This is a genomic window from Pseudomonas sp. SDO55104_S430 (assembly GCF_054070595.1).
Map to the genome: position 1 here is coordinate 1 of NZ_JBSVXG010000073.1, position 21,962 is coordinate 21,962.

Annotated in this window: 24 protein-coding genes; 1 reads left to right on the plus strand and 23 read right to left on the minus strand. The window is 60.0% G+C overall.

The features are described from left to right. Nucleotides 1-110: 110 nt before the first annotated feature. The 21 genes from ACW9JE_RS14930 to trmJ all read right to left on the minus strand — a co-directional run bounded on the left by ACW9JE_RS14930 (nt 111) and on the right by trmJ (nt 19,173). A complete protein-coding gene (locus ACW9JE_RS14930) occupies nt 111-902 on the minus strand; it encodes an amidohydrolase (RefSeq protein ID WP_457433174.1) in 792 nt (263 codons plus the stop codon). Then, the gene (locus ACW9JE_RS14935) at nt 890-2,038 is read right to left on the minus strand and encodes a pyridoxal phosphate-dependent aminotransferase (RefSeq protein WP_457433175.1); all 1,149 of its coding nucleotides are present in this window, start codon (nt 2,036-2,038) and stop codon (nt 890-892) included. The genes ACW9JE_RS14930 and ACW9JE_RS14935 overlap by 13 nt, the downstream gene beginning before the upstream one ends. A 243-nt stretch (nt 2,039-2,281) precedes the next feature. Further along, nucleotides 2,282-3,751: a ribosome biogenesis GTPase Der gene (der, locus tag ACW9JE_RS14940; RefSeq protein ID WP_224533641.1), complete on the minus strand. Its 1,470-nt coding sequence runs from the start codon at nt 3,749-3,751 to the stop codon at nt 2,282-2,284. Between the two features lie 243 nt (nt 3,752-3,994). After that, nucleotides 3,995-5,146 (minus strand): outer membrane protein assembly factor BamB, encoded by a 1,152-nt coding sequence (gene bamB, locus ACW9JE_RS14945; protein ID WP_457433176.1) that lies wholly within the window; start codon nt 5,144-5,146, stop codon nt 3,995-3,997. Then, on the minus strand, nt 5,139-5,780 hold the full coding sequence (locus ACW9JE_RS14950) for a tetratricopeptide repeat protein (RefSeq protein ID WP_224533643.1): 642 nt from the start codon (nt 5,778-5,780) through the stop codon (nt 5,139-5,141). Before ACW9JE_RS14950 ends, bamB begins: the two co-directional genes overlap by 8 nt. 42 nt (nt 5,781-5,822) lie before the next feature. After that, nucleotides 5,823-7,112, minus strand: coding sequence for a histidine--tRNA ligase (hisS, locus tag ACW9JE_RS14955; RefSeq protein ID WP_224533644.1), 1,290 nt, complete (start codon nt 7,110-7,112; stop codon nt 5,823-5,825). Nucleotides 7,113-7,149: 37 nt separating this feature from the next. Then, nucleotides 7,150-8,259: a flavodoxin-dependent (E)-4-hydroxy-3-methylbut-2-enyl-diphosphate synthase gene (gene ispG / locus ACW9JE_RS14960; protein WP_020795607.1), complete on the minus strand. Its 1,110-nt coding sequence runs from the start codon at nt 8,257-8,259 to the stop codon at nt 7,150-7,152. Nucleotides 8,260-8,262: 3 nt separating this feature from the next. Further along, a complete protein-coding gene (locus ACW9JE_RS14965; RefSeq protein ID WP_457433177.1) occupies nt 8,263-9,294 on the minus strand; it encodes a RodZ domain-containing protein in 1,032 nt (343 codons plus the stop codon). Beyond that, on the minus strand, nt 9,294-10,052 hold the full coding sequence (pilW, locus tag ACW9JE_RS14970; RefSeq protein WP_224533646.1) for a type IV pilus biogenesis/stability protein PilW: 759 nt from the start codon (nt 10,050-10,052) through the stop codon (nt 9,294-9,296). The genes ACW9JE_RS14965 and pilW overlap by 1 nt, the downstream gene beginning before the upstream one ends. Nucleotides 10,053-10,068: 16 nt before the next feature. After that, entirely contained in the window at nt 10,069-11,214 is a 1,146-nt protein-coding gene (gene rlmN / locus ACW9JE_RS14975; RefSeq protein WP_224533647.1) for a 23S rRNA (adenine(2503)-C(2))-methyltransferase RlmN, read from the minus strand. Between the two features lie 30 nt (nt 11,215-11,244). Continuing rightward, complete coding sequence (ndk, locus tag ACW9JE_RS14980) at nt 11,245-11,670, minus strand: nucleoside-diphosphate kinase (RefSeq protein WP_224533648.1); 426 nt, start codon at nt 11,668-11,670, stop codon at nt 11,245-11,247. 88 nt (nt 11,671-11,758) lie between these two features. Further along, the gene (gene iscX, locus ACW9JE_RS14985) at nt 11,759-11,959 is read right to left on the minus strand and encodes a Fe-S cluster assembly protein IscX (RefSeq protein WP_175375254.1); all 201 of its coding nucleotides are present in this window, start codon (nt 11,957-11,959) and stop codon (nt 11,759-11,761) included. A 14-nt stretch (nt 11,960-11,973) separates the two neighbouring features. After that, the gene (fdx, locus tag ACW9JE_RS14990; RefSeq protein ID WP_224533649.1) at nt 11,974-12,315 is read right to left on the minus strand and encodes an ISC system 2Fe-2S type ferredoxin; all 342 of its coding nucleotides are present in this window, start codon (nt 12,313-12,315) and stop codon (nt 11,974-11,976) included. A gap of 2 nt (nt 12,316-12,317) precedes the next feature. After that, complete coding sequence (gene hscA, locus ACW9JE_RS14995; protein WP_224533650.1) at nt 12,318-14,180, minus strand: Fe-S protein assembly chaperone HscA; 1,863 nt, start codon at nt 14,178-14,180, stop codon at nt 12,318-12,320. A 51-nt stretch (nt 14,181-14,231) separates the two neighbouring features. Next, entirely contained in the window at nt 14,232-14,753 is a 522-nt protein-coding gene (gene hscB / locus ACW9JE_RS15000) for a co-chaperone HscB (protein ID WP_457433178.1), read from the minus strand. Between the two features lie 8 nt (nt 14,754-14,761). Next, nucleotides 14,762-15,085 (minus strand): iron-sulfur cluster assembly protein IscA, encoded by a 324-nt coding sequence (gene iscA / locus ACW9JE_RS15005; protein ID WP_027922750.1) that lies wholly within the window; start codon nt 15,083-15,085, stop codon nt 14,762-14,764. A 34-nt stretch (nt 15,086-15,119) separates the two neighbouring features. Further along, nucleotides 15,120-15,506: a Fe-S cluster assembly scaffold IscU gene (gene iscU, locus ACW9JE_RS15010; RefSeq protein WP_007974006.1), complete on the minus strand. Its 387-nt coding sequence runs from the start codon at nt 15,504-15,506 to the stop codon at nt 15,120-15,122. An 83-nt stretch (nt 15,507-15,589) separates the two neighbouring features. Further along, the gene (locus ACW9JE_RS15015; RefSeq protein ID WP_457433179.1) at nt 15,590-16,804 is read right to left on the minus strand and encodes an IscS subfamily cysteine desulfurase; all 1,215 of its coding nucleotides are present in this window, start codon (nt 16,802-16,804) and stop codon (nt 15,590-15,592) included. A gap of 50 nt (nt 16,805-16,854) precedes the next feature. Then, complete coding sequence (iscR, locus tag ACW9JE_RS15020) at nt 16,855-17,346, minus strand: Fe-S cluster assembly transcriptional regulator IscR (RefSeq protein ID WP_003227911.1); 492 nt, start codon at nt 17,344-17,346, stop codon at nt 16,855-16,857. A 277-nt stretch (nt 17,347-17,623) separates the two neighbouring features. Next, nucleotides 17,624-18,400: a serine O-acetyltransferase gene (cysE, locus tag ACW9JE_RS15025; protein WP_224533652.1), complete on the minus strand. Its 777-nt coding sequence runs from the start codon at nt 18,398-18,400 to the stop codon at nt 17,624-17,626. Between the two features lie 2 nt (nt 18,401-18,402). Further along, entirely contained in the window at nt 18,403-19,173 is a 771-nt protein-coding gene (gene trmJ / locus ACW9JE_RS15030) for a tRNA (cytosine(32)/uridine(32)-2'-O)-methyltransferase TrmJ (protein WP_224533653.1), read from the minus strand. Between the two features lie 146 nt (nt 19,174-19,319). Here trmJ and suhB point away from each other — a divergent pair, with 146 nt between their 5' ends. Further along, nucleotides 19,320-20,138, plus strand: coding sequence for a type III secretion system regulator SuhB (gene suhB / locus ACW9JE_RS15035; RefSeq protein ID WP_224533654.1), 819 nt, complete (start codon nt 19,320-19,322; stop codon nt 20,136-20,138). A gap of 243 nt (nt 20,139-20,381) precedes the next feature. Here the strand turns inward: suhB and ACW9JE_RS15040 are convergent, their stop codons facing one another. Together ACW9JE_RS15040 and secF are read right to left on the minus strand one after the other, a co-directional pair. Then, on the minus strand, nt 20,382-20,927 hold the full coding sequence (locus ACW9JE_RS15040; protein ID WP_457433181.1) for a glycine zipper 2TM domain-containing protein: 546 nt from the start codon (nt 20,925-20,927) through the stop codon (nt 20,382-20,384). A 119-nt stretch (nt 20,928-21,046) separates the two neighbouring features. Next, entirely contained in the window at nt 21,047-21,961 is a 915-nt protein-coding gene (gene secF / locus ACW9JE_RS15045) for a protein translocase subunit SecF (protein WP_224533656.1), read from the minus strand. Between the last annotated feature and the right edge of the window lies 1 nt (nt 21,962).

The following is a 21,962-nucleotide window of genomic DNA, read 5'->3' on the forward strand; positions in this document are numbered from 1 at the left end:
GCAGGCTCGCTCCCACAGGGGATGTGTGGTGAACACAAAATCCCGATTCCACCCCAACCACTGTGGGAGCGAGCCTGCTCGCGATGAGGCCCTGTCAGGCAGCGTAAATCTCAGGTGAATTCGAAGGTGTCAGCATCCAGATTCGCCGGAAACCTGGTGCGATAAGCCTGAAGCTCCGCCGCATCCAGCACCACCTTGAACACCCCGTCCGCTTCCCCCGCACTGAGCAAGGTCTCGCCCTGGAAGTCCAGCACCTGACTGTCGCCGGTATAAGCGAAGCCCTTGCCGTCCGTCCCGACACGATTCACCGCCGCCACATAACACAGGTTTTCAATCGCCCGCGCCGGCAGCAAACGGTTCCAGTGCTGACGCCGCGCACCCGGCCAGTTGGCGGTGTACAGCAGCAGGTCGGTGTCCTGGGCGTCACGGCTCCAGACCGGGAATCGCAGGTCGTAGCAGATCAGCGGTCGCACCCGCCAGCCCTTGAGCTCGAACTGCACCTGACGCTCGCCCGGCGTGTAATGGTTGTGCTCACCCGCCATGCGAAACAGATGGCGCTTGTCGTAGTGCAGCACCTCGCCATCCGGCCGTGCCCACAACAGGCGATTGCGGTGGCTGCCATCGGCGGCCTGGACGATCACGCTACCGGTGATTACCGCATCGAACTTCGCCGCCTGGGCCCGCAGCCACTTGCTGGTCGGACCGTTCTCCGCCTCGGCCAGCGCCTCGGACTCCATGGAGAAGCCGGTGGTGAACATCTCCGGCAGGATGATCAGGTCAGCCCCGCGAGCCTGTTCCAGCAACGGCTCGAAATGCGCCAGGTTGGCCTGGCGGTCATGCCAGGCCAGAGTTGTCTGGATCAGCGCAACGGTCAATTTCGGCAAGGCACTCAAATCACGCATAGTTTTTCCGCTGCTTCACGCAGGGTCTCCGGGCGTTTGGCAAAGCACAGGCGCACCAGGCGCTGGCCTTCGGGTGGAGTCTGGTAGAACACCGAGATCGGGATGCTCGCCACGCCATGTTCGCGGGTCATCCACAGGGCCATTTCGACGTCGTTGAGGTCCGGACGGATCTGCGAGTAATCGACCAGCTGGAAGTAGGTGCCGGCAACCCGGGTGAAACTGAAGCGCGACGGCGCCAGCAGATCGCAGAACAGGTCGCGCTTGGCCTGATAAAAGCCTGGCAGTTCGTCGATGTGTTCCGGGTGCTCGGCCATGAAGTCGGCCAGGGCGAACTGCAGCGGGGTCACGCCGCAGAAACTCACGTACTGGTGCACCTTGCGCAGCTCTGTCGTGAGGGCCGGCGGCGCGACCACGTAGCCGGTTTTCCAGCCGGTGACGTGATAGGTCTTGCCGAACGAGCTGACCACGAAGGCGCGCTGATACAGCTCTTCGTGATTCAGCACGCTGACGTGGGGCACGCCGTCGAACACCAGGTGCTCGTAGACTTCATCGCTCACCAGATAGATGTCGCGGCCACGAATCAGGTCCGCCAACTGATCCAGTTCGGCACGGCTGATCAGCGCGCCACTGGGGTTATGCGGGGTATTGAGCACGATCATGCGGGTACGCGGGGTGATGGCCGCGCCCAGCTTCTCGAAGTCGATGGAGAAATCGCCCAGCCCCAGTTGCACATGCACGCAACGGCCGCCGGCCAGTTCCACCGACGGCTCGTAGCTGTCATAGCACGGGTCGAAGACGATGACTTCGTCGCCGCTGTGGATAACCGCCTGGATCGCGCAGAAGATCGCCTGGGTGGCGCCGGGGGTGATGGTCACTTCGTTGTCGACATCGACCGCGACGCCATAGCTGCGGGCAATCTTCGCCGCCACTTGCTGACGCAGCAGCGGCAACCCGGTCATTGGAGAATACTGGTTGTGGCCTTGGGCAATATGCCGCCCGACCGCATCGCACAGCGCCTGCGGGGCATCGAAATCCGGGAAACCCTGAGACAGATTGATCGCCCCGGTCTGCGCCGCGAGCTGAGACATCTGGGTGAAGATGGTGATGCCGACATTCGGCAACTTGCTGGTGATCATCGGTGCTTTCCTGCTCTGCACCCGGCTCTGACGCGGCGCGGGAGAGCCCGAGAATAGCCCATCCGGCGGCCATAAAAAAAGGGCGCTAAAAGCGCCCTCTTACCAACTGTTCCCTGTTCGCCACCCCGCCCCTGTAGGAGCGAGGCTTGCCCGCGAACCATGCACTGCGGTGCAACAGATACACCGCGTCATCGTTCTTCGCGGGCGAGCCTCGCTCCTACAGAGGTTGGAGCAGGCCGGTAATCAGCGCTTATCGCGGCGCTTCTTGTCGGCCTTCTTGTGGTGCGACATCAAGCGACGCTTCTTGTTGACCTGGCGGTCGGTCAGCGAGTTCTTGTTGCCTTCGTACGGGTTTTCACCGCCTTTGAACTCGATGCGGATCGGCGTACCGACCAGCTTCAGGACACGGCGATAAGTGTTTTCCAGGTAACGCACGTAAGACTTCGGCACCTTCTCGATCTGGTTACCGTGAATCACGATGATCGGCGGGTTCGCGCCACCCAGGTGAGCGTAACGCAGCTTGATCCGGCGGCTGTTGACCATCGGCGGCTGGTGCTCGGTGACCGCGTCTTCGAGGATCTGGGTCAGACGGCTGGTCGGCCAGCGAGTAACCGCCGACTTGAACGAGTTCTGCACCGAAGCGTAGAGGTTACCCACGCCCGTGCCGTGCAGCGCCGAGATGAAGTGGATGTCGGCGAACTCAACGAAGAACAGACGACGTTGCAGCTCGACCTTCACGTAATCGCGCTCGCTCGGCGTCATGCCGTCCCACTTGTTGATCGCGATAACCAGTGCACGACCAGCTTCCAGGGCGAAGCCCAGCAAGTTGAGGTCGTGGTCCACCACGCCTTCGCGGGCGTCCATCACGAAGATCACCACGTTGGCGTCTTTGATCGCCTGCAGGGTTTTGACCACGGAGAATTTTTCGACTTCTTCGTGGATCTTGCCACGCTTGCGCACACCGGCGGTGTCGATCAGCGTGTACTTCTCTTCGTTACGCTCGAACGGGATGTAGATACTGTCGCGGGTGGTGCCGGGCTGGTCATACACGATCACCCGGTCTTCGCCGAGCATGCGGTTGACCAGGGTCGACTTGCCGACGTTCGGACGGCCGATGATGGCGATCTTGATCCCGTCTTTTTCGCTCGGACCAGGAATGCGCTTGGCTTCTTCGCCTTCGGCAACTTCCTCTTCTTCGCCTTCTTCCAGCTCGTCTTCGTCTTTCGGGAATTCGCTCAGCGCGGCTTCCAGCAGCTGGGTGATACCACGGCCGTGAGCGCCGGCGATCGGGATCGCGTGGCCCATGCCAAGCGGGGCGAATTCGGCACGGGCCATTTCAGGGTCGATGTTGTCGACCTTGTTGGCGACCACGTGGGAACGCTTGTTACGCTTGCGCAAGTGTTCGGCGATCATCTGGTCGGCGGCGGTGAAACCCGCCTTGGCGTCTACCAGGAACAGAACGACATCCGCTTCTTCAATGGCCAGCAGCGACTGCTCGGCCATTTTTTCGTCCATACCATGCTCGTCACCGGAAATACCGCCGGTGTCGATCAGAATGTAGGAACGCCCTTGCCACTTGGCCTCACCGTACTGGCGATCACGGGTCAGACCGGACAAGTCGCCGACGATGGCGTCGCGAGTCCTGGTCAGGCGGTTGAACAAGGTGGACTTGCCGACGTTCGGTCGACCCACCAGGGCGATTACGGGAACCATGCGGCTCTCCACTTCGTTATTTCAGAAAATACAAAAGCCGCTGCGTGGGCAGCGGCTGGTGCTCGAGGGCTTTCCCGGGCGTGTTTTCTGTGGGAGCGAGCCTGCTCGCGATAAACGCCAGGACACCGCGTTTATTCAGGATGCCAGCGTTATCGTTAGCGTCCATCGCGAGCAGGCTCGCTCCTACAGTTCAGACATACCGCCCGGTGTAGCCGCCTGGGGTATCAACCCCAAGCATAGTTGTTACTTGATGGTCAGGGCTTCCAGTTTGCCGCTGTTGCCATACACATAAATCGTGTCGCCCACCACCAGCGGACGGGCACGCAGGCCGTCGCTGTCGATGCGCTCACGGCCGACGAAACGGCCGTCTACCTGACTCAGCAGGTGCAGGTAACCTTCCAGGTCACCCACTGCAACGTAGCTGGAGAACACTTCCGGAGCCGACAGTTGGCGGCGGGCCAGCGCATCGTTGCTCCACAGGGCTGTGGTGGAACGCTCGTCGACGCCTTCAACGGTGCCCGAGGACAGGCTCACGTAAACGCTGCCGAAGCCCTGGGCCACACCGGCATAGCTGGAAGCATCACGCTGCCACAGCTGACGACCGCTCTGCAGGTCCAGTGCCGCAACGCGACCCTGGTAGCTGGCGACATAGATGGTTTCGCCCGACAGCAGCAGACCGCCATCGATATCGACCACACGCTCAAGCTCCGAACGACCTTGCGGGATCGCTACACGCTGTTCCCACACCGGCACGCCGTTGGATATGTCGAGAGCGACCACTTTACCGGTCGAAAAGCCAGCAACCGCCAGACGGTTGGTGACGATCGGCGCACTGGTACCGCGCAGGGTCAGTACCGCAGGCGTGTTGTCATACATCCAGCGCTGGTTGCCGGTAGCGGCATCCAGACCGATCAGACGATCGTCCTGGGTCTGAACCACCACCACATCACCGTTGTTGGCCGGTGGTGCGAGGACTTCGCTGGACACGCGAGCGCGCCATTTCTCTTCGCCGTTGATGGCGTCCAGGGCAACGATTTCACCCTTGAGCGTACCGATCGTCAGCAGACCGTAACCGACGCCAACGGCACCGGACACAGGCAGTTCGAGATCTTTCTTCCACTTCACGTCGCCGTTGCCGCGATCCAGCGCCATCACCACACCGGTCACGTCGGCAGCATAGATGGTGTCGCCATCGATCGCCGGAACCAGCATGTTGTAGGTTTCGCCCTGACCGTCACCGATCGAACGACTCCACTGTTTCTGCAGAACCACTTCTTCCTTGAAATCGGTCAATTCGGCCGGCGGCAGTTCTTTCTTGCTGTTGCTGCTGCAACCCGCGGCCAGAATGGCCAGAGCCAGCAATGCTGCATGTTTCCAACGAATCACGTCACGCATCCCCTTTGGCCAGATCGTCCAGCTTGATTTGCAGGCCACCGACCGCCGCTTCATCCGACAGTGCCGCCTTGGCCTTTTGATAGGCCGCGTGCGCTTCATCGGTACGACCCAGCTGAACCAGCAGGTCGCCCTTGAGTTCTTCACGAGTAGCCAGAAACGCCTTGTCGGCATCGCCTTCGAGCAGTTTCAGGGCCTCATCGACCTTGTTCTGCGCGGCCAGTACCTGCGCCAGACGCTGACGGGCGATTTCGCCCAGTGCCGCGTTGGCAGGCTTGGCAGTGATGGCTTTCAGCTCGCTGGCTGCGTCATCCAGCTTGCCGCTGTCGACCGCGACTTTCGCCACGAACAGGCTGCCGTACTGCGCGTAGGCGCTGCCGGCGAACTCGCTGTTGAGCTTGCCTGCCAGGTCCGATACACGGGCCGCATCCGGCTTGCCGTCAGGCGTCAGTGTGGTTTCCAGCAGTTGCTGATAGAGCACCGAGGCGCCTTGCGACTGGTTGCTCTGATACTTATGGAACGCCTGCCAGCCGAATACGATAACCAGCGCCAACAGGCCGCCGGTGACCAGGGGCTTGCCGTTGCGCGACCACCATTCCTTAAAATCCGCCAGCTGTTCGTCTTCGGTACTCGACACCCCAATACTCCTTAATCGCTAATTCGGCTGTTTAAGACAGCTTCAACCCTGCACGACGCAGGTGGCCAGGTGTGCAGCAAGCGCATCCCAGGCAATGCTTTGTTGTTCGCCCTGGCCACGCAGGGGTTTGAAACCTACCACTTGCTGGGCCATCTCGTCGTCACCGAGGATCAGCGCATACAGCGCACCGCTCTTGTCGGCTTTCTTGAATTGGCTTTTGAAACTGCCGGCGCCGGCGTTCACTTGCAGGCGCAGGTTGGGCAACTGGTCACGTACACGCTCGGCCAGTGCCAGACCGGCCAGCTCGGCCTCTTCGCCAAAGGCGCAGAGGTAGACGTCGACCTGACGGGAAATCTCTTCGGGAATCTGCTCCAGGGTTTCCAGCAACAGAACCAGGCGCTCGATACCCATGGCGAAACCCACGCCGGCAGTCGGCTTGCCGCCCATCTGCTCGACCAGGCCATCGTAACGACCACCGGCACACACGGTGCCCTGGGCGCCGAGCTTGTCGGTGACCCATTCGAAAACAGTTTTGCTGTAGTAGTCCAACCCGCGAACAAGCTTGGGGTTGATGACATAAGGAATGCCGGCAGCGTCCAGACGAGCCTTGAGGCCCTCGAAGTGCGTGCGGGATTCTTCGTCGAGGTAGTCGGCCATCTTCGGCGCATCGACCAGAATTGCCTGTGTATCGGCGTTCTTGGTGTCGAGTACGCGCAGCGGATTGGTCTTCAGGCGGCGCTGGCTGTCTTCGTCCAGCTTGTCCAGGTGTTGCGACAGGAACGCGACCAGCGCTTCACGGTAACGACCGCGGGATTCGCTGGTGCCCAGGCTGTTGAGCTCAAGCTTGACCGCATCACGGATACCCAGCTCGCCCCACAGGCGCCAGGTCAGCACGATCAGCTCGGCATCGATGTCCGGACCATCGAGGTTGAACACCTCGACACCGATCTGGTGGAACTGGCGATAACGGCCTTTCTGCGGACGCTCGTGGCGGAACATCGGACCGATGTACCAAAGTTTCTGCACCTGGCCGCCACCGGTGATGCCGTGCTCGAGCACGGCACGCACGCAGGCCGCGGTGCCTTCAGGGCGCAGGGTCAGGGAGTCGCCGTTGCGGTCGTCGAAGGTGTACATCTCTTTTTCGACGATGTCGGTCACTTCACCGATGGAGCGCTTGAACAGCTCGGTGAATTCGACGATCGGCATGCGGATCTGCTTGTAACCGTAGTTATCCAGCAGACGCGAAACGGTGCCTTCGAAGTGACGCCACAGGGGGGTCTGTTCGGGCAGGATGTCGTTCATGCCACGAATGGCTTGCAGAGACTTGCTCACTATCGGTCCTTAAATTCGTTCGGCTCTAGAGTCGGACTCAGCCACGCGCAATCACGGCGGCGTCGGCTTCGACCTTTTCGGCCGCTTTCTCGCGGATCAAGCGTTCAAGCTCATCCACCAGATTGTCATTCGTCAGTTTCTGCGACGGCTTGCCGTCGATGTAAATCAGGTTTGGCGTGCCGCCAGTCAAGCCGATATGGGCTTCCTTGGCTTCACCCGGGCCGTTGACCACGCAACCGATGACCGCAACATCCAGCGGCACCAGCAGGTCTTCGAGGCGCCCTTCCAGTTCGTTCATGGTCTTGACCACATCGAAGTTCTGCCGCGAGCAGCTCGGGCAGGCGATGAAGTTGATGCCACGGGAACGCAGGTGCAGGGATTTGAGAATGTCGTAGCCGACTTTCACTTCCTCGACCGGGTCGGCCGCCAACGAGATGCGAATAGTATCGCCAATCCCTTCGGCGAGCAGCATACCGAGGCCCACCGCGGATTTCACCGTGCCTGAACGCAAACCGCCGGCTTCGGTGATGCCCAGGTGCAGGGGCTGGACGATTTCCTTGGCCAGCAGACGATACGCCTCGACGGCCATGAACACGTCGGAAGCCTTCACGCTGACCTTGAAGTCCTGGAAATTCAGGCGTTCGAGGTGTTCGACGTGACGCAGCGCGGATTCGACCAGCGCAGCCGGCGTCGGCTCGCCGTATTTCTTCTGCAGGTCTTTTTCCAGCGAACCGGCGTTGACGCCGATGCGGATTGGAATCCCGCGGTCACGGGCGGCATCGACCACGGCGCGCACGCGATCTTCGCGACCGATGTTGCCCGGATTGATGCGCAGGCAGTCAACGCCGAGCTCCGCGACGCGCAATGCGATGCGATAGTCGAAATGGATGTCGGCAACCAGCGGCACCTTGACCAGTTGCTTGATCTTGCCGAAGGCCTCGGCGGCGTCCATGTCCGGTACGGATACGCGAACGATATCGACGCCGGCCGCTTCCAGCCGATTGATCTGCGCGACAGTGGCGGCAACATCATTGGTATCGCTGTTGGTCATGCTCTGCACGGCGATAGGTGCATCGCCACCGACAGGCACATTCCCGACCCAGATCTTGCGCGACTCGCGACGTTTGATTGGAGATTCGCCGTGCATGACTTATTGACCCAACTTCAGGCGAGCAGTCTCGCCACTGGTGAACGGAGCAACATCAACCGCCTGGCCGTTGTAGCTGACCTGCGCGCCACGGGCGTAGCCCAGGCGAACGGCGAACGGTGGCTTGCCGTTGACGGAAAGGCTGTCGCCTTTACGCTTGAGACCGCTGAACAGTACCTTGCCGCCACCGTCGGTGACTTGCGTCCAGCAATCGGCAACGAATTGCACTTGAACCTGACCCTGGCCGACAGACGGAGCCGCTGCCGCAACGACTGGAGCAGCCGCTGGCGCTGGAGCAGCCGGGGCGGTAACGGTTGGAGCAGGAACAGCAGGAGCCGCTGGCGCCGGAGTTACAGGCGTCGCAGCAACTGCAGGGGTAGTATGCGCCGCAGCAGCAGGTGCCGGGGCGGCGGGCACTGCCGGTGCAGTCGCTTGAGCTTCTGCCGGTGCTTCAGCCGAAGTCTCGGCTTGCGGCAATGCCAGGGCAGTCGAGTTATCAACCTGGCCTTCTGCTACAGCCTGATCTTCAGGCTCGTCCAGCGGATGAATCTGCGTGGTGCCGTCGGCGCCTTCGACTTCGACGTGCTCGGGGCTGAGGCTGGTCAGCTCCTGCTTGCGCATCGCGGTCTGATCCTGCCACCAGACGAAACCGCCGCCGATGACGGCCACCAGCAGCAATAGGCTGACAAGTCGCAAAATGGTGTGGGAAACCCGAACCGGCTCTTCGATGCGACCCAGGCCTTGAACGTTGCTGCCCTGGGAGTCGGTGCCGGTGGATTGGTCGAACTGCTGAACCAGAACGGCCTGGTCCATGCCGAGCAATTTGGCGTAGGCGCGGATGTAACCGCGGGCGAAAGTGTGCCCCGGCAGCTTGTCGAAAGCGCCGGCTTCCAGATTGCTCAGGGAATTGACGGTGAGGTTGAGCTTGAGGGCCACTTCGGCCAGCGACCAGCCATTGCTTTCGCGGGCCTGGCGCAAGGTCTCACCGGGGTTAACGCGATTCGCTGCTACAACTTCGGGATGCGCCGCTTTCATCATTGCTCCGACAGGTATTGCTGATATTCCGGTGTACCCGGATAGAGTCTTTTTAGTTGCAGGCCAAAACTGGCGGCCTTGTCGCGATCTTCGAACACTTTTGCCAGCCGAACGCCGAGCAATAGACTACGTGCATTTTGCTCGGCAAGCAGGCTGAAACGATCGTAGTAGTCACGCGCGGGCACATAATGCCTGTCTTCGTAAGACAACTCAGCCATTTCCAGCAATGCTCTTGGCTGTTGTCGATTCAAACGCAGGGCTTTTTCCAGTTGCTGCTGCGCCAGATCGCGCTGGCCCATCATCGCAGCGGTCATGCCGAGGTTCTCGAATACTCGCGAACGCTCAGGATACAGCGTATCGGCAGCGGCCTGCTCAAAGCGCTCGTAGGCTTCCTTGTAACGCTTCTGCTCGAAAAGAAAACTGCCGTAGTTGTTGAGGATTCGTGCATCGGCGGGACGGGAGGAAAGCGCCTTGCGAAAGTGCTGGTCGGCCAGCTCAGGCTCCAGCTCGGCCTGGAACACCAGCGCCAGTGCCGCGTTGGCATCCGCATCCGAACTATCGAGTTCCAGCGCTTTCTTCAACGGCACTTTTGCCCGCTCGGTCATGCCCTGCTGCAGGTAGCCGATGCCCAGTTGCACATATGCCTCACGCGCTTCATCGCGGCCCTTGCTGGTCTTCATCGGGTTGTAGTCGCCCGAAAGAACACAGCCAGCACACAGGCTGGCCAATAACAAAAGCAGCGCAAAGCGCAGGGACATAGAGATCCTCTCTTGTTTACTTGTTCGCGGCGTTCACGGCCATATCGTTTTCGGCGCTCAATTCGCGCACGGCGATATAACGTTCGCTGCGACGGGTGCGATCCATCACCTGCCCTACCAATTGACCACAAGCGGCGTCGATGTCTTCACCACGGGTGGTGCGGACGGTGACGTTGAAACCGGCGTGATGCAGCTGATCCTGGAACCGACGAATGGCGTTGTTGCTCGGCCGCTCGTACCCGGAATGCGGGAACGGGTTGAAGGGAATCAGGTTGATCTTGCACGGGATGTTTTTCAGCAACTCGATCATTTCGACTGCGTGTTCGAGCTTGTCGTTCACGTCTTTCAACAAGGTGTACTCAATGGTCAGCACACGCTTTTCGCCCAGGGACGACATGTAGCGCTGGCACGATTCGAGCAGCATCTTAAGCGGATACTTCTTATTGATCGGCACCAATTGGTTACGCAATGCGTCATTCGGTGCGTGTAGGGACAACGCCAGGGAGACGTCGATGTGCTTGGCCAGCTCATCGATCATCGGCACCACGCCCGAAGTGGACAGGGTTACGCGGCGCTTGGAAATGCCGTAGCCCAGGTCATCCATCATCAGATGCATGGCGGCAATGACATTGTCGAAGTTCAGCAGCGGCTCACCCATGCCCATCATCACCACGTTGGTGATGGCACGGTCGACGGTCGCCGGGACGCTGCCAAAGGATTTGTTGGCAATCCACACCTGGCCGATGACTTCGGCGGCGGTGAGGTTGCTATTGAAGCCTTGCTTGCCGGTGGAGCAGAAACTGCAGTCCAGGGCACAGCCAGCCTGAGAGGAAACGCACAAGGTGCCGCGCTTGCCCTGAGGGATGTAAACGGTCTCGACGCAGCTACCGGACGCCACGCGCACGACCCATTTACGGGTACCGTCGCTGGAGATGTCCTCGCTGACCACTTCGGGGCCGCGAACTTCAGCAACAGCCTTGAGCTTTTCGCGCAAGGCCTTGCTGACGTTCGTCATGGCGTCGAAATCATCGACGCCAAAGTGGTGAATCCATTTCATTACCTGACCGGCACGGAAACGCTTCTCCCCGATTGAGTCGAAGAATTTTTCCATTTCCGACTGGGTGAGACCCAGCAGGTTGGTTTTAACAGTCGATGTAGTCATGGATTCACCTTCCACTCTTTAAGCCAATGCTTAGCGAGCGGTTACTTCAGTAGCTGCGAAGAAGTATGCGATTTCGCGAGCGGCAGCGGCTTCGGAGTCCGAACCGTGTACAGCGTTGGCGTCGATGGATTCAGCGAAGTCAGCGCGGATGGTGCCGGCAGCAGCTTCTTTAGGGTTGGTAGCGCCCATCAGCTCACGGTTGCGAGCGATAGCGTTTTCACCTTCCAGAACCTGAACGACAACCGGACCGGAAGTCATGAAGGCAACCAGGTCGCCGAAGAAACCACGAGCGCTGTGCTCAGCGTAGAAGCCTTCGGCTTCGGCTTTGGACAGTTGCTTCAGTTTCGAAGCTACAACGCGCAGGCCAGCGTCTTCGAAGCGAGTGGTGATCTTGCCGATCACGTTTTTGGCAACGGCGTCAGGCTTGATGATGGAGAAAGTACGTTGAACAGCCATGGTGTAACTCCAGAAACGGTAATGTGCGAAAAATTAAACCCGCGAATTATACGCGGGTTCTCGGGTATTGCCTAACCTGCGGCGTGGCTCAGTCGCGTTCAGCGATCCAGTGGGCCTGAATGGCCTCCAGGATCTTCTCGCCACAATGCTCAGGCTTGTCGCCGAACTCGGGCAATTCCATCACCCACTTGCGCAGATCGACGAAGTTGACCGACATAGGGTCTACATCAGGTTTGGATTCAGCCAGCTGGATTGCGATCTCCAGTACATCAGTCCACATGAGACTCATGACAATTCCTTGAATCAGTGCGGCGCTTCGGCTGCGTGGTTGAGCGAGTACTTCGGAATTTCGACGGTCAGGTCTTCGGTGCCGACCTTGGCCTGACAGGCCAGACGCGACTGGGCTTCCAGACCCCAGGCCTTGTCAAGATAGTCTTCTTCCAGCTCGTCGGCCTCTTCCAGCGAGTCAAAGCCCTCACGAACGATGCAGTGACAGGTGGTGCAGGCGCAGACGCCGCCACAGGCACTTTCCATCTCGATATGGTGCTCGTGGGCCAGCTCGAGGATGGACGTACCGGTCTCAGCCTCCACGACCATGCCGTCCGGGCAAAACTTTTCGTGTGGCAGAAAAATGACCTGCGGCATCGTTATTCCTCAATCTCATTCAGGTTGCGCCCGGCCAACGCGGCTTTCACCGTCGAGTCCATGCGGCGGGCAGCAAAGGCATCGGTCACTTGCGACAGACGCTTGGTCTGCTGCTCGATGGCGTAACCATCGGTACCTTTCATCAGTTCGGTCAGTTCCTGCACCTGCATGTCGATGACCATGCGCTCTTCGGCATCGAGCAGGCGGTCGCCGTCGACGTCCAAAGCAGCCTGCACCGCCTCGACCAGACGCTGCGCATCGACCTGCTGCTCGCGCAAGACGCGGGCAACCTTGTCGTCATTGGCGTGCTGGAACGAATCCTTGAGCATTTTGGCGATTTCGCCGTCGGTCAGACCGTAAGACGGCTTGACCTGAATGCTGGCCTCGACGCCCGAACCCAGCTCGCGAGCGGAGACATTCAGCAAACCGTCGGCATCGACCTGGAAGGTCACGCGAATCTTCGCAGCACCGGCCACCATCGCCGGAATGCCGCGCAATTCGAAGCGCGCCAGGGAGCGGCAGTCGCTGATCAGCTCGCGCTCACCCTGCAGCACATGGATCGCCATGGCCGACTGGCCGTCTTTATACGTGGTGAAGTCCTGGGCGCGAGCGACGGGGATGGTGGTGTTGCGCGGAATCACCTTCTCCATCAGGCCACCCATGGTTTCCAGCCCCAGGGACAACGGAATAACGTCGAGCAGCAACAGCTCTTCGCCGTCACGCTTGTTGCCAGCCAGAGTATCGGCCTGGATCGCGGCACCAATGGCCACCACTTGATCCGGATCGATCTCGGTCAACGGCTGACGACCGAAAGCTTCGGCGACGGCTTCGCGAACACGTGGAACGCGGGTCGAACCACCGACCATGACCACCGCATGCACTTCTTCCAGCTCTACGCCGGAGTCACGCACGGCACGGCGGCAGGCCTTCAGGCTGCGAGCGACCATCGGCTCGATCAGCGCATTGAAGGCTTCGCGGGTCAGCTCGGCTTTCCAGTCGCCATAGGCAACTTCAACAGCTTGGGTATTGGTCAACGCTTCCTTGGCCGCACAAGCGGTTTGCAAGAGATTGCGTTGCGCACCCGGATCGAGGTCGGCGGACAGACCGGCGCTCTCGATGATCCAGCCAGCGATCGCGTGGTCAAAGTCGTCGCCACCCAGGGCACTGTCGCCACCGGTGGCCAGCACTTCGAACACACCGCCGGTCAGGCGCAGAATCGAGATATCGAAGGTGCCGCCGCCCAGGTCATAGATAGCGACCAGGCCTTCGGCGTGCTGATCCAGGCCGTAAGCCACGGCAGCAGCGGTCGGCTCGTTGAGCAGGCGCAGCACGTTGAGGCCGGCCAGCTTGGCGGCGTCCTTCGTGGCCTGGCGCTGAGCGTCGTCGAAATAGGCAGGAACGGTGATCACCGCACCCACAAGCTCACCGCCCAGGGTGGCTTCGGCACGCTGGCGCAGGACCTTGAGAATATCGGCGGAGACTTCGACCGGGCTTTTCGGGCCCTGGATCGTGTCGATGAACGGCATGTGCGACTCGCCGCCGACAAAGCGGTACGGCAGTTGCTCGCCCAATTGCTTGACGTCGGACAAACCACGACCCATCAAGCGCTTGACCGACAGCACAGTGTTCAGGGGATCAGCGGAGGCAGCCAGTTTGGCGGATTCGCCGACTTCGACGCGATCGGCGTGATAGCGCACGGCAGACGGCAGGATGACCCGCCCTTCTGCGTCGGCCAGAGGCTCGGAAAGACCGCTGCGCAAAGCAGCGACCAGCGAATTGGTAGTGCCCAAGTCGATCCCCACAGCCAGGCGACGCTGGTGCGGTTGAGGACTTTGGCCGGGTTCGGCGATCTGCAGTAGGGCCATCGTTATCAGGACTTATCTGTATATCAGGCGTGCGACCGGAGCGGCACTGGGTTAATCGTCGAGGCGCTCTTCTAACTGGCGCACTTCGTAGGTCAGCTTGTCGAGGAACTGCATGCGTCGCATCAGGCGCTCGGCGCGCTCGCGGTGTGCAGCATCGTTCCAGCAAGCGGCAAAACTCTGGTTCAGCTCTTCCTGGGCAGCCTTTAGGCGGCGCTTGAACGCGGCAACGCCAGACAGGTCGGCGCTGTCCTGCAGATCTTCGAGCTCTTCACGCAACTCCATCTGTTGCAGAAGAAACTCCGGATCATGCACCGTGACCTCCAGCGGCAGCTCGCCACCACTCAAGGCGAGCAGGTAACGCGCGCGCTTGGGGGGATTCTTGAGCGTCTGGTAGGCCTCGTTGAGGCTCGCGGATTGTTCCAGCGCCAGCCGCTGCTCACGCTCGGTGGCGTCAGCAAAGCGGTCCGGGTGAACGCTGCGCGCCAACTCACGGTAGCGCGAAGCCAGCTGATCGAGATCCAGGTCGAAACCCGGCTTCAGCTCAAATAAAGCGAAATGACAAGGAGTACCCACGACTAGCCTCAGATGTTGAAGCTTTCGCCGCAGCCACACTCACCGCGCACGTTGGGGTTGTTGAACTTGAAGCCTTCGTTCAACCCTTCCTTGACGAAATCGAGCTCGGTGCCGTCCAGGTAGGCAAGGCTTTTCGGGTCGATGATCACTTTCTCGCCGTGACTTTCGAACACCTGATCCTCTTCAACCACCTCGTCGACAAACTCCAGCACGTAGGCAAGGCCGGAGCAGCCTGTGGTGCGAACACCCAGACGAATTCCCTCGCCCTTGCCGCGCCCGTCGAGGGAGCGACGCACGTGACGTGCTGCCGCTTCTGTCATGCTGATAGCCATCGTTGACTCCTTACTCGTCGCCAAATCTTGAAAGTCAGATCAAGCCTTTCTTCTGCTTGTAATCGCGAACGGCAGCCTTGATGGCGTCTTCAGCGAGTACGGAGCAGTGAATTTTCACTGGCGGCAGGGCCAGTTCTTCAGCCAGCTGAGTGTTCTTGATGGTTTCTGCCTCGTCCAGCGTCTTGCCCTTCATCCACTCGGTGGCCAGGGAGCTGGAAGCGATGGCGGAACCGCAGCCATAGGTCTTGAACTTGGCATCTTCGATGATGCCGGCGTCGTTGACTTTGATCTGCAGGCGCATGACGTCGCCGCAAGCCGGCGCGCCGACCATGCCGGTGCCGACATCAGGATCTTCCGCGTCCATCTTGCCGACGTTGCGCGGGTTTTCGTAGTGGTCGATGACCTTTTCGCTGTAAGCCATGATTCTTAATCCTCACTCATCAGAGAGTCGCTCTTTGAACCCCGGGGCTTGAGCCCGCGGGGCCGGTTCGCGGCGACTTGAAATCAGTGTGCCGCCCACTCGATTTTCGAAATGTCGACACCGTCTTTGTACATGTCCCACAGCGGCGACAGAGCGCGCAGCTTGGTAACGGCCTCGCAGACTTTCTGCGCGGCGTAGTCGATCTCTTCTTCGGTGGTGAAACGGCCGAAGGTGAAGCGGATCGAGCTGTGTGCCAGTTCGTCGTTGCGGCCCAGAGCGCGCAATACGTACGAAGGCTCGAGGGACGCCGAGGTGCAGGCCGAACCGGACGAAACCGCCAGATCCTTGAGGGCCATGATCAGCGACTCGCCTTCAACGTAGTTGAAGCTCAGGTTCAGGTTGTGCGGAACGCGGGCGGTCAGGCTGCCGTTGACGTACAGCTCTTCCAGGTGCTCGACCTGCTTGTAGAAACGATCGCTCAAGGCCTTGATGCGCACGTTCTCGGCAGCCATGTCTTCCTTGGCTAAACGGAAGGCTTCGCCCATGCCGACGATCTGGTGAGTCGCCAGGGTGCCCGAACGCATGCCGCGCTCGTGACCGCCGCCGTGCATGGTCGCTTCGATACGCACGCGAGGCTTGCGGCTCACGTACAGCGCGCCGATGCCTTTAGGGCCGTAGGTCTTGTGGGCGGAGAAGGACATCATGTCGACTTTCAGCTTCTGCAGGTCGATCTCGACCTTGCCGGTGGACTGAGCGGCGTCAACATGGAAAAGGATGCCTTTGGAACGGGTCAGCTCGCCGATGGCGGCGATGTCGTTCACGGTACCGATCTCGTTGTTCACGTGCATGATCGATACGAGGATGGTGTCGTCGCGCAGAGCCGCCTCGACCATCTCAGGAGTGACCAGACCGTCTTCACGAGGCTCGATGTAGGTCACTTCGAAACCTTCGCGCTCCAGTTGGCGCATGGTGTCGAGGACAGCCTTGTGTTCGATCTTGGTGGTGATCAGGTGCTTGCCTTTGGTGGCATAGAAATGTGCCGCACCCTTGATTGCCAGGTTGTCGGACTCGGTGGCACCGGAGGTCCAGACGATTTCGCGCGGGTCGGCGTTGACCAGATCGGCCACCTGACGACGGGCGTTTTCGACGGACTCTTCGGCTTTCCAGCCAAATACGTGGGAACGGGAAGCCGGGTTACCGAAGTTTCCGTCGACCAGCAGGCATTCACTCATCTTTTGCGCGACACGCGGATCAACCGGGGTCGTCGCAGAGTAATCAAGGTAAATCGGCAATTTCATGGACTATCTCCTAAATCAGGCTGGCTGGCGCGCCGTTAGCTCTTTGGCTGTCATTCGACGGCGGACGCTTCAATCTTGTCCAGGCGTGGCGCCTTGCTGTTGCAACGGCGTTGGTCCTGGCGCTGGGCTACTTCTTGTACCTCACGGCGAGTGACAAGGTCAGCCAAGCTGATACCGCTCAGAAATTCGTGAATCTGCAAGCTCAGATCGCACCACAGGTGGTGAGTCAGGCAGGTGTCGCCGGAATGGCAATCGCCCTGGCCCTGGCATTTGGTGGCATCGACCGATTCGTTCACCGCATCGATCACCTGGGCGACCTGGATACCTTGCATGTCGCGAGACAGCTGGTAGCCGCCGCCTGGACCACGAACGCTGGATACCAGATTGCTACGACGCAATTTGGCGAAGAGCTGTTCGAGATAAGACAGGGAGATGCCTTGGCGCTCGGAGATATCGGCCAAAGACACAGGCCCGTGCTGCGCGTGCAACGCCAGGTCAAGCATGGCGGTCACGGCGTATCGGCCTTTTGTAGTCAGTCGCATGGACAGTTACCACGGAGTTCGGAATGGGTGCGAGTATGCGATTCCCGAGTATTTAAGTCAACTATAAGACCTAGCACTTTAGTCAGGTTTACCCGCAAAAGAGCGCGCGAATGATAGCAAAGACTGGGGGCGCACGGCCAGCGAATGCACCTACCGTTCCTCTGTAGGAGCGAGCATGCTCGCGATGGTCGTCAACGATAACGCTGGCAGCCTGACACCCCGCGGTGTTTTTGCGTCCATCGCGAGCATGCTCGCTCCTACAGGGGAACCGTGACCATCAACTGGCCTGGGATTGATCCTTATCCTTCACACAGGCGAAGTCTTCTTCGCGCAGTTCAGGCAGATCCTTGGCACAGTAATTACTGCCCAGATCCTTCAACGCCCCGCACATCCCCTCCAGACGACCATCAACGGCCTGCAGGTGATCGAGCAACTGGTTGATGGCGCGCGCCACCGGGTCCGGCATGTCTTCGCTGACGCCGTAGGCATCGAAGCCGATCTTCTCGGCCATGGCCTTGCGTTTGGCGTCCTGCTCTTCATCGGGTTTGACGATGATGCGACCAGGAATGCCAACCACCGTGGCGCCGGCCGGCACCGCCTTGGTCACCACAGCATTGGAACCGACCTTGGCCCCGGCACCGACAGTGAACGGGCCAAGCACCTTGGCGCCCGCCCCCACCACCACGCCATCTTCCAGGGTCGGGTGACGCTTGCCCTTGTTCCAGCTGGTGCCGCCCAGGGTCACGCCCTGATAGATGGTCACGTCGTCGCCGATTTCAGCGGTTTCGCCAATGACGATGCCCATGCCATGGTCGATAAAGAAGCGTCGACCGACCTTGGCACCCGGGTGAATCTCGATCCCGGTCAGCCAGCGACCGAAGTTCGACACCAGCCGCGCCAGCCATTTCAGGTCCGCGCGCCACAACACCGAAGACAGGCGATGAATCCAGATGGCATGCATCCCGGGGTAGCAGGTCAGCACTTCAAACGCATTGCGCGCCGCCGGATCACGGTGGAAAACGCTCTGGATATCTTCACGCAAACGCTCGAACATCATTAATCCTTCCGCTTAAGAAGCTCACCACGGGCCGCTTTTTGGGTTTCCGTGAGGATGCCACGCAAAATATTCATTTCCGCCCGGCTGACCGAGCTGCGTCCGTACAACCGGCGCAGGCGCGCCATCAAGTGCCGTGGCTTTTCCGGATCGAGGAACTCGATGGCCACCAGGGTCTGCTCCAGGTGCTCATAGAATCGCTCCAACTCGTCCATGGTCGCCAGCTCAGAGCTTTTGACCGATGCCACTTCTTCCTTCTCGACCTTGCTCGGCTGACCTTGGGCCGCGAGCCAGGACATGCGCACTTCATAGCTCAACACCTGCACCGCCGCGCCAAGGTTCAGCGAACTGAACTCAGGATCGGAGGGGATGTGCACGTGATAGTGACATCGCTGCAGCTCTTCGTTGGTCAGGCCGGAATCTTCACGACCAAAGACCAGCGCGATTTCCGCGCCCTGCCCGGCTTCCTCGACCACTTTCGTCCCGCACTCGCGAGGGTCAAGCAACGGCCAGGGGATGCGACGGTCGCGGGCACTGGTGCCCAGCACCAGGTTGCAGCCGACCAGGGCATCTTCCAAGGTGGCGACGACTTGCGCGTTTTCAAGGATGTCACCGGCACCGGAAGCACGGGCGTCGGCTTCGTGATGCGGGAACACGCGAGGATCGACCAGCACCAACCGCGACAGCCCCATGTTTTTCATGGCGCGCGCAGTACCGCCGATATTGCCCGGATGGCTGGTATTGACCAGGACGACACGAATGTTTTGCAGCAAGGGAGGCGCTCTCGAACACGATAATCGGGAGCGGGATCTTACAACTCATCCTACCGTTAAGCCATGAAAGCGAACGTCGTCCTTCTCCTGTAGAAACTTTCTGATAGAATGCTCGGCTTTCTTTAACAACCTTAGGTGACACATCCATGCAGCCAATGCTGAATATCGCGCTGCGCGCCGCCCGCGCCGCCAGTGAATTGATCTTCCGCTCCATCGAGCGCCTGGATACCATCAAGGTTGACGAAAAAGACGCCAAGGATTACGTATCCGAGGTGGATCGCGCCGCTGAACAAAAAATCATCGACGCTCTGCGCAAGGCCTACCCGAACCACTCGATCCTCGGTGAAGAGACCGGCATGCACGCCGGTTCCGGCATCGAAGGCGAAGAGTACCTGTGGATCATCGACCCACTGGACGGCACCACCAACTTCCTGCGCGGCATCCCTCACTTCGCTGTCAGCATCGCCTGCAAATACCGCGGACGCCTGGAACACGCCGTTGTTCTGGACCCGGTTCGCCAGGAAGAATTCACCGCCAGCCGTGGCCGTGGCGCCCAACTGAACGGTCGTCGCCTGCGCGTCAGCGGCCGCACCAGCCTGGACGGCGCCCTGCTGGGTACCGGCTTCCCGTTCCGTGACGACCAGATGGACAACCTCGACAACTACCTGGGCATGTTCCGCGCCCTGGTTGGCCAGACCGCCGGCATCCGCCGCGCCGGCTCCGCCAGCCTGGACCTGGCATATGTAGCCGCCGGTCGTTTCGATGCATTCTGGGAGTCGGGCCTGTCCGAGTGGGACATGGCTGCAGGCGCCCTGCTGATTCAAGAAGCCGGCGGCCTGGTGAGCGACTTCACCGGCGGTCACGACTTCCTCGAAAAAGGCCACGTCGTTGCCGGCAATACCAAATGCTTCAAGGCCGTGCTGACCGCCATCCAGCCGCACCTGCCGGCTTCGCTGAAGCGCTAAGCTTCACAGAGACACAAAAAAGCACTCTCCGGAGTGCTTTTTTTATGCCTGAAATTCCATCCCACCAACCCCTCGATCTCTGTGGGAGCTGGCTTGCCAGCGATAGCGGTGGGTCAGCCACCACATCTGGCACAGTTAATACCGCCATCGCGGGCAAGCCCGCTCCCACAGATTTTCACAGTGTTCCTGGGGTACAAAAAAGCACCCCGAAGGGTGCTTTTCTTTACAGCCAGCTCAAGCCAATCACTGCTGCGCTTGCGACAGGACCAACTTGCCTTCCTTATCCACAGGAATCTGATTCCCCGGATCGCGATCCATTCGCACTTTCCCCTCTTTGCCATCCAGCGAGTACCGCACGTCGTAACCCACCACCTTGTCGCTGATGTCATTCACCGTATTACAACGGGTCTGAGTCGTGGTGTAGGTGTCACGCTCCTGCATGCCCTCCTGAACCTTGTTACCAGCGTAACCACCGCCGACCGCGCCTGCGACCGTGGCAATTTTCTTGCCGGTGCCGCCGCCGATCTGGTTACCCAGCAAACCACCTGCCAGCGCGCCGACCACGGTACCGGCGATCTGGTGTTGATCTTTCACCGGCGCCTGCCGGGTGACGGTGACGTCCTTGCACACTTCACGTGGAGTCTTGATTTGCGTCTTGACCGGCTCAACGGCGAGCACTTGCGCGTACTGCGGACCGTTATCTTTAACCAGGCTGTAGGTGGTCACAGCACCCCCGGCAGTGACACCGACAGCACCCAGTACAGCACCAACCAGCATCGACTTGTTCACATGAACCTCCTGACCATCACATGCGGGACGGGCCCGCGCTTCTCCCAGCCTTGGAGCATAAAAAAAGGCGCGAGTTCAACTCGCGCCTTTTTGGACTACATCTCTGAGAGAAACTTCACTCAAGGACGGTCGTCGACTTCCTTCTCGGTATTGACCGTAGGAATCAGGTCTTCCGAGCTCAGGTTCAGCCAGATCAGCACCACGTTGGCGATATAGATCGACGAGTAAGTACCCGCCAATACACCCACCAGCAGCGCCAGGGAGAAGCCGTACAGGTTGTCGCCACCGAAGAACAGCAGTGCGGCAATGGCCAGCAAGGTGGACACCGAAGTCGCGATGGTCCGCAGCAGGGTCTGCGTGGTCGAGATGTTGATGTTCTCGATCAGACTGGCCTTGCGCAGTACACGGAAGTTCTCACGAACCCGGTCGAATACCACGATGGTGTCGTTGAGCGAGTAACCGATGATCGCCAGTACCGCCGCCAGCACCGTCAGGTCGAAGGTGATCTGGAAGAACGACAGGATACCGATGGTCACGATCACGTCGTGGATCAGGGAGACGATTGCACCAACAGCGAACTTCCACTGAAAGCGGAACGCCAGGTAGATCAGGATGCCGCCCAGCGCCATCAGCATGCCGAGGCCGCCTTGGTCGCGCAGTTCTTCACCTACCTGCGGGCCAACGAACTCGACGCGTTTGACCGTCGCCGGGTTGTCGCCGCCGACCTTCTGCAGCGCTTCGGCTACCTGATGACCCAGTTGCGGATCTTCACCCGGCATACGCACCAGCAGATCGGTGGTCGCACCGAAGTTCTGCACGATGGCTTCGTGATAACCCGAGGTAACCAGCTGCTCACGCACCTTGGTCACATCCGCCGGACGCTCGTAGGTCAGCTCGATGAGCGTACCGCCGGTGAAGTCCAGACCCCAGTTCATGCCTTTGGTGAAGACACTGAACAAGGCCAGCAACGTGAGGAACAATGTGACGCCGAACGCGAAGTTGCGAACGCCCATGAAATTGATTGTACGTAACATG

Bases quoted from the DNA above. Each gene is read 5' to 3' on its own strand.
- ACW9JE_RS14930 (WP_457433174.1), bottom strand. From the start codon at position 902: ATGCGTGATTTGAGTGCCTTGCCGAAATTGACCGTTGCGCTGATCCAG.
- ACW9JE_RS14935 (WP_457433175.1), bottom strand. From the start codon at position 2,038: ATGATCACCAGCAAGTTGCCGAATGTCGGCATCACCATCTTCACCCAG.
- der (WP_224533641.1), bottom strand. From the start codon at position 3,751: ATGGTTCCCGTAATCGCCCTGGTGGGTCGACCGAACGTCGGCAAGTCC.
- bamB (WP_457433176.1), bottom strand. From the start codon at position 5,146: ATGCGTGACGTGATTCGTTGGAAACATGCAGCATTGCTGGCTCTGGCC.
- ispG (WP_020795607.1), bottom strand. From the start codon at position 8,259: ATGCACGGCGAATCTCCAATCAAACGTCGCGAGTCGCGCAAGATCTGG.
- ACW9JE_RS14965 (WP_457433177.1), bottom strand. From the start codon at position 9,294: ATGAAAGCGGCGCATCCCGAAGTTGTAGCAGCGAATCGCGTTAACCCC.
- pilW (WP_224533646.1), bottom strand. From the start codon at position 10,052: ATGTCCCTGCGCTTTGCGCTGCTTTTGTTATTGGCCAGCCTGTGTGCT.
- rlmN (WP_224533647.1), bottom strand. From the start codon at position 11,214: ATGACTACATCGACTGTTAAAACCAACCTGCTGGGTCTCACCCAGTCG.
- ndk (WP_224533648.1), bottom strand. From the start codon at position 11,670: ATGGCTGTTCAACGTACTTTCTCCATCATCAAGCCTGACGCCGTTGCC.
- iscX (WP_175375254.1), bottom strand. From the start codon at position 11,959: ATGAGTCTCATGTGGACTGATGTACTGGAGATCGCAATCCAGCTGGCT.
- fdx (WP_224533649.1), bottom strand. From the start codon at position 12,315: ATGCCGCAGGTCATTTTTCTGCCACACGAAAAGTTTTGCCCGGACGGC.
- hscA (WP_224533650.1), bottom strand. From the start codon at position 14,180: ATGGCCCTACTGCAGATCGCCGAACCCGGCCAAAGTCCTCAACCGCAC.
- iscA (WP_027922750.1), bottom strand. From the start codon at position 15,085: ATGGCTATCAGCATGACAGAAGCGGCAGCACGTCACGTGCGTCGCTCC.
- iscU (WP_007974006.1), bottom strand. From the start codon at position 15,506: ATGGCTTACAGCGAAAAGGTCATCGACCACTACGAAAACCCGCGCAAC.
- ACW9JE_RS15015 (WP_457433179.1), bottom strand. From the start codon at position 16,804: ATGAAATTGCCGATTTACCTTGATTACTCTGCGACGACCCCGGTTGAT.
- iscR (WP_003227911.1), bottom strand. From the start codon at position 17,346: ATGCGACTGACTACAAAAGGCCGATACGCCGTGACCGCCATGCTTGAC.
- cysE (WP_224533652.1), bottom strand. From the start codon at position 18,400: ATGTTCGAGCGTTTGCGTGAAGATATCCAGAGCGTTTTCCACCGTGAT.
- suhB (WP_224533654.1), top strand. From the start codon at position 19,320: ATGCAGCCAATGCTGAATATCGCGCTGCGCGCCGCCCGCGCCGCCAGT.
- secF (WP_224533656.1), bottom strand. From the start codon at position 21,961: ATGTTACGTACAATCAATTTCATGGGCGTTCGCAACTTCGCGTTCGGC.